The sequence below is a fragment of the Variovorax sp. OAS795 genome (genome assembly GCF_040546685.1).
Taxonomy (GTDB): Bacteria; Pseudomonadota; Gammaproteobacteria; order Burkholderiales; family Burkholderiaceae_C; genus Variovorax.
Genome location: NZ_JBEPOH010000002.1, coordinates 223188 through 236305, shown reverse-complemented (window position 1 = coordinate 236305; position 13118 = coordinate 223188). Strand labels below are relative to the sequence as shown.

The following is a 13118-nucleotide window of genomic DNA, read 5'->3' as shown; positions in this document are numbered from 1 at the left end:
GCTCAATGCAGCTTGACGTGGGGTTCGGTGCGCCGCGTGATGAGGCGGGCGAGCGTGTCGAGCGAGACCTTCACGACGCCGTGCAACGCCAGCTCGTGCATCTTGTAGAGCGACATGTACATGAGCCGCGCGAAGCGGCCTTCGATCATCAGGCTGCCGCCCACCGGGCCGCCCATCATGTTGCCGACGGTGCTGAACTCGCCGAGCGACACCAGCGAGCCGAAGTCGCGGTAGCGGTAGGGTTGGAGCGCCTTGCCGGCCATGCGCCGGCGGATCTGCGCCGCCACGTGCGAGGCCTGCTGGTGCGCCGCCTGCGCGCGCGGCGGCACCAGGCCGCCTTTGCCGTCGTTGGCCCCGGGCCAGGCGCAGGCCGCGCAGTCGCCGATGGCGAAGATGTCGGCGTCGCGCGTGGTCTGCAGCGTCGGCAGCACCGCGAGCTGGTTGCTGCGGTTGGTCTCCAGGCCGCCGATGTCCTTCATGAAATCGGCCACCTTCACGCCCGCGGCCCAGACCACCAGTTCGGCCGGCAGCACGCGGCCGTCGGCCAGGCGCACGCCCTCGGGCAGCACCTCGGCCACCTTGGCCGAGGTGTGCACGTCGACGCCCAGCTTGCGCAGCAGCCCCTCGGTGGCGGCCGACATGCGCGCCGGGAGCGCGGGCAGCACGCGGTCGGCCGCCTCGATCACGCTGACCTGGATGTCCTTCTCGGCATCGACGCGGTCCAGTCCGTAGGCCACCACCTCGCGCGTGGTGCGGTGCAGCTCGGCCGCCAGCTCCACGCCGGTGGCGCCCGCGCCGATGATCGCCACGTGCAGCTGCTCGGGCCGAAGCGGCGTGGTCTGCGCATGCGCGCGGATGCACGCATTGACCATGCGCTGGTGGAAGCGCTGCGCATCGGCCTTCGATTCGAGCCGGAGCGCATGCTCCCGCACGCCGGGCGTGCCGAAGTCGTTGCTGAGGCTGCCCACGGCAACCACCAGCGTGTCGTAGCCGAAGACGCGCTCGGGCGTGACCAGCCGGCCTTCGTCGTCCAGGTAGGGCGCCACCTGCACCTCGCGCCTTTCGCGGTCGATGCCGGTCAGCTCGCCGAGCCGGAAGCGGAAGCCGTGCCAGTGCGCCTGCGCGAGGTAGTCGACCTCGTGCGCGCTCATGTCCATGCTGCCCGAGGCGATCTCGTGCAGCTTGGGCTTCCACACATGGGTGCGGTGCTTGTCGACCAGCGTGATCTCCGCGCGGCCGCGCTTGCCCAGCGAATCGCCCAGGCGGGTGGCCAGCTCGAGCCCGCCCGCGCCGCCGCCGACGACCACGATGCGGTGCTTCGATCCAGGGGTGTTCATGGTGCGGCGCGCGGCAGCGGGGTGCGGTGCTCAGCGGGCCGGGCTGGCGGGCATGTGGGCTTCGGTCGCGTCGAGCACCTGCTCGGGCTCGTCCGACTCGGCGCCCGTCTCCTGGTTCAGGATCCGGTTCATGCGCACGGTGTCCAGGTCGTCCGTCCACTTGGCCACCACCACCGTGGCGACGCCGTTGCCGATCAGGTTGGTCAGCGCGCGCGCCTCGGACATGAAGCGGTCGATGCCCAGGATGAGCGCGAGGCCGGCCACCGGCACATGCCCCACCGCCGACAGCGTGGCGGCCAGCACGATGAAGCCGCTGCCCGTGACGCCCGCCGCGCCCTTCGAGGTCAGCAGCAGCACGGCCAGGAGCGTGATCTGCTGCATGATCGTCATGTCGGTGTTGGTGGCTTGCGCGATGAACACCGCCGCCATCGTCAGGTAGATCGAGGTGCCGTCCAGGTTGAACGAATAGCCCGTGGGCACCACCAGGCCGACCACCGACTTCTTGGCGCCCAGGTTCTCCAGCTTGGCCATCATGCGCGGCAGCACCGATTCGCTCGACGAGGTGCCCAGCACGATCAGCAGTTCTTCCTTGATGTACTTGATGAACTTCCAGATGCTGAAGCCGTGGAAGCGCGCGATGCCTCCCAGCACCACGAAGATGAACAGCAGGCAGGTCAGGTAGAAGGTGGCCATCAGCTGGCCGAGCTGCAGCAGCGAGCTCACGCCGTACTTGCCGATGGTGAAGGCCATTGCGCCGAAGGCGCCGATGGGCGCGACCTTCATGATGTAGCCCACGATCACGAACAGCACGTGCGAGCCCTTCTCGATCACGTCGAACACCAGCGTGCCGCGTCCGCCGAACTTGTGGAGCGCAAAGCCGAACATCACCGCGATCAGCAGCACCTGCAGGATCTCGCCCTTGGCAAACGCGTCGACCACCGTGTTGGGAATCACGTTGAGCAGGAAGTCGGTGGTGCTCTGCATCTTGCCCGGGCCGGTATAGGCCGCGACGCTCTTGGCATCCAGCTGGCTCACGTCGACGTTCATGCCGGCGCCGGGCCGCACGATGTTGATGATCACCAGGCCGACCACGAGCGCGATGCTGCTCACGATCTCGAAGTACAGGAGCGCCAGCCCGCCGGTCTTGCCGACCTTCTTCATGTCCTCCATGCCCGCGATGCCCACCACCACCGTGCAGAAGATGATCGGCGCGATGATCATCTTGATCAGCTTGATGAAGCCGTCGCCCAGCGGCTTCATCGATGCGCCGGTGTCGGGATAGAAGTGCCCCAGCAGCACCCCCAGCACGATGGCGGTGATGACCTGGAAGTACAGCGACTTGTAGAAAGGCTTGGGTGCGACGGATGGTTGGTCCACGGGGGTCTCCTAGAAAATTTCAGACGCCGGCGGCATGCGCCTGCCGGTCGGCGTGGTAACTCGACCGCACGAGCGGTCCGCAGGCCGCATGGGCAAAACCCATGCCGTGTGCCTGCTGCGCAAGCGATTCGAACTGCGCGGGCGCGACGTAGCGCGCCACCGGCAGGTTGCCCGGGCGCGGCTGCAGGTACTGGCCGACGGTGAGCATGTCCACGCCGTGGCGGCGCATGTCGCGCATCACGTCTTGCACCTCGGCGTCGGTTTCGCCCAGCCCCAGCATCAGGCCCGACTTGGTGGGCACCTCGGGGCGGCGCGCGCGGAACGACTGCAGCAGCTGCAGCGAGTGCAGGTAGTCGGCGCCGGGCCGGGCCTGGCGGTACAGGCGCGGCACGGTCTCGAGGTTGTGGTTCAGCACGTCGGGCGGATCGGCCGCGAGGATGTCGAGCGCCACCTCGGCGCGGCCGCGGAAGTCGGGCACCAGCACCTCGATGCGCGTGCCGGGCGACTTCGCGCGCACCGCGCGGATGCAGCCCGCGAAGTGCGCCGCGCCGCCGTCGCGCAGGTCGTCCCGGTCCACGCTGGTGATCACCACGTACTTCAGCGCGAGCCGCGCGACTGTCTCGGCCAGGTGCTGCGCCTCCTCGCGGTCGGGCGGCAGCGGCCGGCCGTGCGCCACGTCGCAGAACGGGCAGCGCCGGGTGCAGAGGTCGCCCAGCACCATGAAGGTGGCCGTGCCCTTGCCGAAGCATTCGCCGATGTTCGGGCACGAGGCCTCTTCGCACACCGTGTGCAGCCCCGCCTCGCGCAGCGTGCGCTTCACGGCGCGGAAGCTCTCGCCTTGGGAGACCCGCACGCGGATCCAGTCGGGCTTGGCGAGCGGCGGACCGGCCTCGGCCACGCGGATCGGAATCCGCCGTGTCTTGGCGGCGCCGCGCTGCGGCCCGTGGAGCACTGCGGTGTCGGTCATGGCGGCGCCGTCCTCAGGCCGCGTTGCGTTGCGAGTTGGCATCGACCACCGCCAGCGCCGTCATGTTGACGATGCGGCGCACCGTGGACGACGGCGTGAGAATGTGGGCCGAGCGCGCCGCGCCCAGCAGGATGCCGCCCACCGTGATGCCGCTGCCCGCCGCCATGCGCAGCAGGTTGTACGAGATGTTGGCCGCATCGACGTTGGGCATGATGAGCACGTTGGCCTCGGTCTGCAGCGCCGATTCGGGAAACTCATGGTCCAGGATGGACTTGGAGAGCGCCGCATCGCCGCGCATCTCGCCCTCCACCGCAAGCTGCGGGTCGGCCGCCTTGATGAGGGCCAGCGCCTCGCGCATCTTCACAGCCGAGGCCGCGTCCGATCCGCCGAAGTTGGAGTGCGACAGCAGCGCCACGCTCGGCGTCACGCCGAAGCGGCGCACTTCCTCGGCCGCGAGCAGCGCGATCTCGGCGACCTGCGCGGCATCGGGATCGCGGTTCACGTGCGTGTCGCAGATGAAGAGCTGGCGGCCCGGCAGCATGAGCATCTGCATCGCGGCCATGGTGCGGGTGCCGGCGCGCAGGCCGATCGCGTCGCGCACATGGCGCAGGTGGTCGCCGTAGCCGCCGAGCGTGCCGCACAGCATCGCATCGGCCTTGCCCTGGCGCACCAGCATGGCCGCGAGCAGCGTGCCGCGGCTGCGCATCTCGGCCTGCGCCACCAGGCGCGAGACGCCGTCGCGGCGCTTGAGCTGGTAGTAGGCTTCGGCCGCGTCGCCGTACACCGCGGCGTCGAGCGGGTCGACGGTTTCGCAGTCGGTGCCCAGCGCCAGCCGCAGGCCGTACTGCGCAATGCGTTCGGCGATCACGTCGGGCCGGCCCAGCAGCAATGGACGCGCCAGGCCCTCGTCGACCACCACCTGCGCGGCACGCAGCACGCGCTCGTCCTCGCCTTCGGCGTAGACCACGCGCTTGGGCGACTGCTTGGCGGCCGCGAACAGCGGCTGCATGCTGCTGCCCGACTGGTAGACGAACTGCGACAGGCGCTGGCGGTAGGCCTTCATGTCGGCAATGGGGCGCGTCGCGACGCCGCTGTCCGCCGCGGCCTGCGCCACCGCAGGTGCGACGAACTCGATCAGGCGCGGGTCGAAGGGCTTGGGAATCAGGTAGTCGCGGCCGAAGCGCAGGCCCACCGCACCATAGGCCTGCGCCACCACTTCGGGGATCTCGGCATGCGCGAGTTCGGCGATGGCGCGCACCGCGGCAAGTTTCATCTCTTCGTTGATGGTGGTCGCGCCCACGTCGAGCGCGCCGCGGAAGATGAACGGAAAGCACAGCACGTTGTTGACCTGGTTCGGGTAGTCCGACCGCCCGGTGCCGAGGATCGCATCGGGGCGCACGGCCAATGCGTCCTCGGGCAGGATTTCCGGTGTCGGGTTGGCCATCGCGAGGATGATCGGGTCGCGCGCCATCTCCTTCACCATTTCGGGCTTGAGCACGCCGCCCGCCGACAGGCCGAGGAAGATGTCCGCGCCGCCGATCACGTCGGCCAGCTTGCGCGCCGACGTGGCCTGCGCATAGCGCGCCTTGTTCGGGTCCATCTGCTCCTTGCGGCCGGTGTAGACCACGCCCGCGCTGTCGGAGACGAAGATGTTCTGCATCGGCAGGCCCAGGCTCACGATCAGGTCGAGGCAGGCCAGCGCCGCGGCGCCCGCACCCGAGGCCACGAGCTTGACCTCGCGGATGTCCTTCTTCACATGCCGCAGCGCGTTGAGGATCGCGGCGGCCGCAACGATGGCGGTGCCATGCTGGTCGTCATGAAAGACCGGGATCTTCATCCGCTCGCGCAGCTTGGTCTCGATGTAGAAACACTCGGGCGCCTTGATGTCTTCCAGGTTGATGCCGCCGAAGGTGGGCTCCATGCGCGCGATGGTGTCGATCAGCGCGTCGGGATCGTTCTCGTCGAGCTCGATGTCGAACACGTCGATGCCCGCGAACTTCTTGAACAGGCAGGCCTTGCCTTCCATCACCGGCTTGCCGGCCAGCGCCCCGATGTTGCCCAGGCCCAGCACCGCGGTGCCATTGGTGATGACAGCCACGAGGTTGGCGCGCGAGGTGAGGTTCATCGCCTCGGCCGGGTCGCGCACGATCTCCATGCAGGCCTCGGCCACGCCCGGCGAATAGGCCAGCGCGAGGTCGCGCTGCGTGGCCATCGGCTTGGTCGGATTCACCGAGATCTTGCCGGGCGTGGGAAAGCGGTGGTAGTCGAGGGCGGCTTCGCGCAGTTTGTCGTCGGACATGGTGTCTCCGTGAAAAGTCAAAGAGGTGCGGCGGCCTGCGCATCCGCCAGCCAGTCGCGCAGGCCGCACGAGAGTGCCGCGGGCTGGTCGGCATGCACCCAGTGGCCGGCGCCGGCAATGGCGTCGATCTGCGCATGCGGGAACAGCGCGCGGATGCCGGCGTGCGACGAAGGCCGCACGTAGTCGGACTCCGCGCCGTGCAGGAAGAGCGCCGGCGCGTCGGAGCGCGCCGAACGCAGCGCCTCGGGAAAGTCGCACAGCTCGCGCATGCACAGGCCCGTGGCCAGCAGGTTCAGGCGCCAGTCGAAGCGGTCGTTCTGCCGGCGCAGGTTCTGCATCAGGAAGTCGACCGGGGCCTCGGCGCTGAGGCTGTCGGCCAGCGCCTGGCGGATCTCGCGGCGGCTCGCCGCGCCCGCCACGTCGAGGCTGCGCATGGCCGACACGTACGACGAGAACTGGTCGGCATAGCTCTCGGGCGCGATGTCGATCACGGCGATGCCGGCGACGGCCTCCGGGTGCGAGAGCGCCAGCGCCATCGCGGTCTTGCCGCCCATGCTGTGGCCGATCACGAACGGCCGGCGCAGCTGCTCGCGCTCGATCAGCGTGCGCACGTCGGCCGCCATCTCCACGTACGACATCGATTCCGCCCATGGCGACGCGCCATGGTTGCGGGCATCGGGCAGGTAGACGCGGTGGTCCCCGGCCAGCGCCTCTGCAAATTGCGTCCAGTTGCGCCCTGCGCCGAACAGGCCGTGCAGGATCACCACCGGAGGCCCCGAACCCAGCGCCTCGAAAGCCAGTGCGAGCGGCATGGCGGCGGCCTACTTCTTCTTCACCGGGGGCAGGTCGGTGCAATGCCCCTCGAACACCTCGGCCGCCATGCCGATGGATTCGCCCAGTGTCGGATGCGGATGGATGGTCTTGCCGATGTCCGAGGGCTCGCAGCCCATCTCGATGGCCAGGCACACCTCGCTGATCAGGTCGCCCGCATGCGTGCCCACGATGCCGCCGCCGACGATGCGGTGCGTGGCCTCGTCGAACAGCAGCTTGGTGAAGCCCTCGTCGCGGCCGTTGGCGATGGCGCGGCCCGATGCGGCCCACGGGAACACCGCCTTGCCGATCTTCAGGCCCTCGGCCTTGCATTGCTCCTCCGTCTTGCCGGCCCAGGCCACCTCGGGGTCGGTGTAGGCCACCGAGGGAATCTGCCGGGCGTCGAAGAACGCCGCCTCGCCGTGCGCCGCCTCGGCCGCCACATGCGCCTCGTGCACCGCCTTGTGCGCCAGCATGGGCTGGCCCACGATGTCGCCGATGGCGAAGATGTGCGGCACATTGGTGCGCATCTGCTTGTCCACGTCGATGAAGCCGCGGTCGGTGACGGCCACGCCGGCCTTGTCGGCCGCGATCTTCTTGCCGTTGGGGCTGCGGCCCACGGCCACCAGCACCAGGTCGTAGACCTGCGGGCCCGCAGGCGCCTTTTCGCCCTCGAAGCTCACTTCGATGCCGGCCTGGGTGGCCTTGGCACCGATGGTCTTGGTCTTGAGCATCACGTTGTCGAAGCGTGGCGCGTTGAACTTCTCCCACACCTTGACGAGGTCGCGGTCGGCGCCCTGCATCAGGCCGTCGAGCATCTCGACCACGTCGATGCGCGTGCCCAGCGTCGAATACACCGTCGCCATCTCCAGGCCGATGATGCCGCCACCGATGACCAGCATGCGCTTGGGAATGCCCTTGAGCAGCAGCGCGCCGGTGGAGTCGACGACGCGCTCGTCCTCGGGCATGAAGGGCAGGTTCACGGCCTGCGAGCCCGCGGCGATGATGGCCTTGGCGAACTTCACCACCTTCTTCGCGCCGCCCTCTCCCGCCACCTCGACGTGGTAGGCATCGAGGAAGCTGCCGACACCGGTGACCACCTCGACCTTGCGCGCCTTGGCCATGCCGGCCAGGCCGCCGGTGAGCTTCTTGATGACGCCGTCCTTGAAGCCGCGCAGCGCGTCGATGTCGACCTCGGGCGCGGCGAACTTGATGCCGTGCTTGGCCAGCAGCTTGACCTCGTCCATCACGCCGGCCGTGTGCAGCAGCGCCTTCGAGGGAATGCAGCCCACGTTGAGGCACACGCCGCCGAGCGTGGCGTAGCGCTCGACCAGCATCGTCTTCATGCCGAGGTCGGCGCTGCGGAACGCGGCCGAGTAGCCGCCGGGGCCGGCGCCGAGCACGAGCACTTCGCATTCGAGGTCGGCCTTGCCGGTGTAGCTGCCCGCGACAGGCGTAGGCGCTGCCTCGCTCCCTCTCCCGCTTGCGGGAGAGGGTTGGGGTGAGGGTGCGGCCGTCGCCCTCACCCCCGGCCCCTCTCCCGCAGGCGGGAGAGGGGAGGCAGCAGCAGCCGTCTCGATGACGAGGATCACCGACCCTTCGCTCACCTTGTCCCCCAGCGCGACCTTCAGCTCCTTCACCGTGCCCGCATGGCTCGACGGAATCTCCATCGACGCCTTGTCGGACTCCACCATCACCAGCCCGGTATCGACCGCGATCACCTCGCCGGGCTTGACCAGCAGCTCGATGACCGCGACATCCTTGAATTCGCCGATGTCCGGAACCTTGACTTCCACCGTGTGTGCCATTTGGGAGCTTCCTTCAGAACAGCACGCGCCGCAGGTCGGCGAGCACGTTGGCGAAATAGACGTTGAAGCGCGCGGCGGCGGCGCCGTCGATCACGCGGTGGTCCCACGAGAGGGACAGCGGCAGCGTGAGGCGCGAGGCGTAAGTCTTGCCGTCGCTGGAGTGCTGCTTCCAGTAGCTCTTGCACACGCCCATGATCGCGACCTCGGGCGCATTGATGATCGGCGTGAAGTAGATGCCGCCGATGCCGCCCAGCGAGCTGATGGTGAAGGTGCCGCCCGACATCTGGTCGGGCTTGAGCTTGCCGTCGCGGGCGAGCTTGGCGAGCTCGCCCATCTCCCTGGCGATGTCGGGCACGGTCTTCTTGTCGACGTCGCGGATCACCGGCACCATGAGCCCGTTGGGCGTGTCGGCCGCAAAGCCGATGTGCCAGTAGTTCTTGAGCACGAGCGCATCGCCGTCCAGGCTCGCGTTGAACTCCGGGAACTTCTTCAGCGCAGCGACCGCTGCCTTCATCATGAAGGGCAGCATGCTGATCTTGACGCCCGACTTCTCCAGCTCCTTGTTCATCTGCACGCGGAAGGCCTCGAGGTCGGTGATGTCGGCCTCGTCGTGCGTCGTCACATGCGGGATGACGACCCAGTTGCGGTGCAGGTTGGCGGCGCTGATCTTCTTGATGCGTGACAGTTCCTTGCGCTCGGTCGGGCCAAACTTGGCGAAGTCGACCTTGGGCCAGGGCAACAGGTCGATGCCGCCGACGCCGCCGCCCGCGGGGGCGGACGCGGACTTGCCCGCGGCCGGCGCGGTGGACGCACCGCCGCCCTTCGCGAACGCCTCGACGTCGGTGCGCACGATGCGCCCGTGGTCGCCGGTGCCCTTGACCTTGCCGAGATCGACGCCGAGCTCGCGGGCGAGCTTGCGCACCGCGGGGCCGGCATAGGCGAGCGCGAAGCCGGCTTCGATCCCGGCATTGGCCGCAGGCACCGCCGCCGCTTCGCTCCCTCTCCCGCTCGCGGGAGAGGGTTGGGGTGAGGGAACGGCCCCCACCACTGCAGGCGCATCCCCCGTCGCCAGCGAAAGAATCACCGACCCTTCGCTCACCTTGTCCCCGATCTTGATCCCGATGGCCGTCACCACGCCCGAGAGCGGCGCCGGCACGTCCATCGTCGCCTTGTCGGATTCGAGCGAGACGATCGGGTCTTCGGCCTTCACCGTGTCGCCGACCTTCACGAAGATCTCGATGACCGGCACGTCCTTGAAGTCGCCGATGTCGGGCACGCGCACCTCGGCCACGCCGGCCGGCGCGTTGGTGGCCGCGGGCGCGGCGCTCACGATGGGCTTGGCGGCTTCGACCGGTGCGAGGGCCGCAGCACCGCCCTCGGCCTTGAAGGTCATGATGACGCTGCCTTCGCTGACCTTGTCGCCCAGCTTCACCGAGATGGACTCGACCACGCCGCCGCGCGGCGCGGGCACCTCCATCGTCGCCTTGTCGGATTCGAGCGAGACCAGCGGGTCCTCGGCCTTCACCGTGTCGCCGGGCTTGACGAAGATCTCGATGACCGGGACGTCGCTGAAGTCGCCGATGTCGGGAACCTTGATGTCGATTGCGTTGCTCATGGGTACTGCCTCAGACGGTCCAGGGGGCTGCGCGCTCGGCATCGAGCCCGTACTTGGCGATGGCCTCGGCCACCACGGCATGCTTGATCACGCCGTCGTCGGCCAGCGCCTTGAGCGCGGCCACGGCCACATGCCAGCGGTCGACCTCGAAGAAGCGGCGCAGCTTGCGGCGGTAGTCGCTGCGCCCGAACCCGTCGGTGCCCAGCACGGTGTAGCGCCGGCCCGCGGCCTGCACGTACTCGCGCACCTGGTCGGCGTAGTTGCGCATGTAGTCGGTGGCCGCGATGACGGGGCCGTCGTGACCTTCGAGGCATTTCTCGACATGGCTCTTGCGCGCGGGCTCGGTCGGGTGCAGCCGGCTCCAGCGCTCGGTGGCCATGCCGTCGCGGCGCAGCTCGTTGTAGCTGGTGGCGCTCCACACGTCGGCGGCAATGCCGAAGTCGGCCTTCAGCAGCTCGGCCGCGAACATCACCTCGCGCAGGATGGTGCCGCTGCCCATGAGCTGCACGCGGTGGCCCTTCTTCGGCGTCTTGCCGCCGTCACTGAGCTGGTAGAGCCCCTTGAGAATGCCCGCCTCGCTGCCCTCGGGCATGCCAGGGTGCGGGTAGTTCTCGTTCATGAGGGTGATGTAGTAGTACACGTCCTCCTGCTCGGCGTACATGCGGCGCATGCCGTCGCGCACGATGGCCACCACCTCGTAGGCGAAGGTCGGGTCGTACGAAACGCAATTGGGAATGGTGCCGGCCAGGATGTGGCTGTGGCCGTCCTCGTGCTGCAGGCCTTCGCCATTGAGCGTGGTGCGCCCCGCGGTGCCGCCCAGCAGGAAGCCGCGCGCCCGCATGTCGCCGGCCAGCCAGGCCAGGTCGCCCACGCGCTGCAGGCCGAACATCGAGTAGTAGATGTAGAACGGGATCATCGGCACGTTGTTCGTGCTGTACGAGGTGGCCGCGACGATCCAGCTGGACATCGCGCCGCCCTCGTTGATGCCTTCCTGCAGCACCTGCCCGTCCTTCGACTCGCGGTAGTACATGAGCTGGTCCGCGTCCTGCGGCTTGTACAGCTGGCCGAGCGACGACCAGATGCCCAGCTGGCGGAACAATGCCTTCCATGCCGAAGGTGCGCGACTCGTCGGGCACGATGGGCACCACGTGCTTGCCGATCTGCTTGTCGCGCACCAGCGTGCCGAGCATCTGCACGAAGGCCATGGTGGTCGAGATCTCGCGCTCGCCGGTGTCCTTGAGCAGGCGCTCGAAGGTGGAAAGCGGCGGAATCTCCAGCGCGGTCGACTTGCGGCGGCGCTGCGGCAGGTAGCCGCCGAGCGCCGCGCGGCGCTCGCGCAGGTACTTCATCTCGGGGCTGTCCTCGGCCAGCTGGATGAACGGCACGTTGGGCAGCTCTTCGTCCGACACCGGGATCTGGAAGCGGTCGCGGAACCCGCGCAGCGCGTCCTGCGTCATCTTCTTGGCCTGGTGCGCGATCATCTGGCCTTCGCCGGATTCGCCCATGCCGTAGCCCTTCACGGTCTTGGGCAGGATCAGCGTGGGCTGGCCCTTGTGCTTGACGGCCGCGGCATACGCGGCGAAGACCTTCTCGGGGTCGTGGCCGCCGCGCGTGAGGCCCCAGATCTCGTCGTCGCTCATGTCGGCGACCAGCGCCTTGGTCTCGTCGTACTTGCCGAAGAAATGCTCGCGCACGTAGGCGCCGCTCTTGCTCTTGAAGTCCTGGTACTCGCCGTCCACGCACTCTTCCATGCGCTGCAGGAGCTTGCCGCTCTTGTCCTTGGCCAGCAGCGCGTCCCAGCCGCTGCCCCAGAGCACCTTGATGACGTTCCATCCGGCGCCGCGGAACACGCTTTCGAGCTCCTGCACGATCTTGCCGTTGCCGCGCACCGGGCCATCGAGGCGCTGCAGGTTGCAGTTGATGACGAACACCAGGTTGTCCAGGCTCTCGCGGCCCGCGAGCGAGATGGCGCCGAGCGACTCGGGCTCGTCCATCTCGCCGTCGCCCATGAAGGCCCAGACCTTGCGCGGCGCCGTGTCGGCGAGGCCGCGGCCATGCAGGTACTTGAGAAAGCGCGCCTGGTAGATCGCCATCAGCGGGCCGAGCCCCATCGACACGGTGGGGAACTGCCAGAAGTCGGGCATGAGCCAGGGGTGCGGGTACGACGGAATGCCGTTGCCGTCGGACTCCTGCCGGTAGTTGAGCAACTGCTGCTCGCTCAGGCGTCCTTCGAGAAAAGCGCGCGCATAGATGCCGGGCGAGCTGTGGCCCTGGATGAACAGCAGGTCGCCGCCGTGCGTGTCGGTGGCCGCATGCCAGAAGTGGCCGAAGCCGATGTCGTAGAGCGTGGCCGCCGACTGGAAGCTCGCGATGTGGCCGCCGAGCTCCGACGAGTCCTTGTTGGCGCGCAGGATGATCGCCATCGCGTTCCAGCGGATGATCGAGCGCAGGCGGTGCTCGATCTCGCGGTTGCCGGTGGACTTTTCTTCCTTCTCCGGCGGGATGGTGTTCTTGTAGGCCGTGTTCAGCGAACGCGGCACGTACACGCCGTCGCGGCGGCCCTCGTCGACGAGGCGGTTCAACAGAAAGTTCGTACGTTCGCTGCCGCGGTGTTGCTGGACCGCGCCCAGCGCGTCGATCCACTCGCCAGTTTCCGTGGGGTCAAGGTCACCCATGGTGCTCATCGGTTTGTCTCCTGTGTCATGGCCGCAACCCGCATCGGGCGAAGGGGTCAGCCCTGGTACACAGCAATCGATGTGCCACGCGGCGCGTGGCGCGCAACGCGCGCTAAGTCGTTGATTTCACGAGGAGCGGGGCCCGGATGGAACGGGTGCCGCGCCGGAGATCCGGATGAGTGGCGGCGCGGCAGTCCGCCGCGCCGGACCGGCGGTTCGGGGCAAACCCC

The 13118-nt window shown here is 68.5% G+C and carries 7 protein-coding genes and 1 pseudogene; all 8 read right to left on the bottom strand.

Features of this window, described 5'->3' with window-relative positions; genetic code table 11:
* Window positions 1-2 precede the first annotated feature (2 nt).
* Complete coding sequence (locus ABID97_RS26565; RefSeq protein ID WP_354402214.1) at window positions 3-1337, bottom strand: NAD(P)/FAD-dependent oxidoreductase; 1335 nt, start codon at window positions 1335-1337, stop codon at window positions 3-5.
* A gap of 30 nt (window positions 1338-1367) precedes the next feature.
* The gene (locus ABID97_RS26560) at window positions 1368-2714 is read right to left on the bottom strand and encodes a dicarboxylate/amino acid:cation symporter (RefSeq protein ID WP_354402212.1); all 1347 of its coding nucleotides are present in this window, start codon (window positions 2712-2714) and stop codon (window positions 1368-1370) included.
* A 19-nt stretch (window positions 2715-2733) separates the two neighbouring features.
* Entirely contained in the window at window positions 2734-3681 is a 948-nt protein-coding gene (gene lipA, locus ABID97_RS26555) for a lipoyl synthase (protein ID WP_503012829.1), read from the bottom strand.
* A gap of 13 nt (window positions 3682-3694) precedes the next feature.
* Window positions 3695-5980, bottom strand: a complete 2286-nt coding sequence (locus tag ABID97_RS26550) for an NADP-dependent malic enzyme (protein ID WP_354402210.1) — start codon at window positions 5978-5980, stop codon at window positions 3695-3697.
* Between the two features lie 17 nt (window positions 5981-5997).
* On the bottom strand, window positions 5998-6792 hold the full coding sequence (locus ABID97_RS26545; RefSeq protein WP_354402209.1) for an alpha/beta fold hydrolase: 795 nt from the start codon (window positions 6790-6792) through the stop codon (window positions 5998-6000).
* 9 nt (window positions 6793-6801) lie between these two features.
* Complete coding sequence (gene lpdA / locus ABID97_RS26540; RefSeq protein WP_354402208.1) at window positions 6802-8598, bottom strand: dihydrolipoyl dehydrogenase; 1797 nt, start codon at window positions 8596-8598, stop codon at window positions 6802-6804.
* 13 nt (window positions 8599-8611) lie between these two features.
* Window positions 8612-10213, bottom strand: a complete 1602-nt coding sequence (locus ABID97_RS26535; protein ID WP_354402206.1) for a dihydrolipoyllysine-residue acetyltransferase — start codon at window positions 10211-10213, stop codon at window positions 8612-8614.
* A gap of 10 nt (window positions 10214-10223) precedes the next feature.
* Window positions 10224-12897, bottom strand: a pseudogene (gene aceE / locus ABID97_RS26530) (pyruvate dehydrogenase (acetyl-transferring), homodimeric type).
* Window positions 12898-13118: the final 221 nt, after the last annotated feature.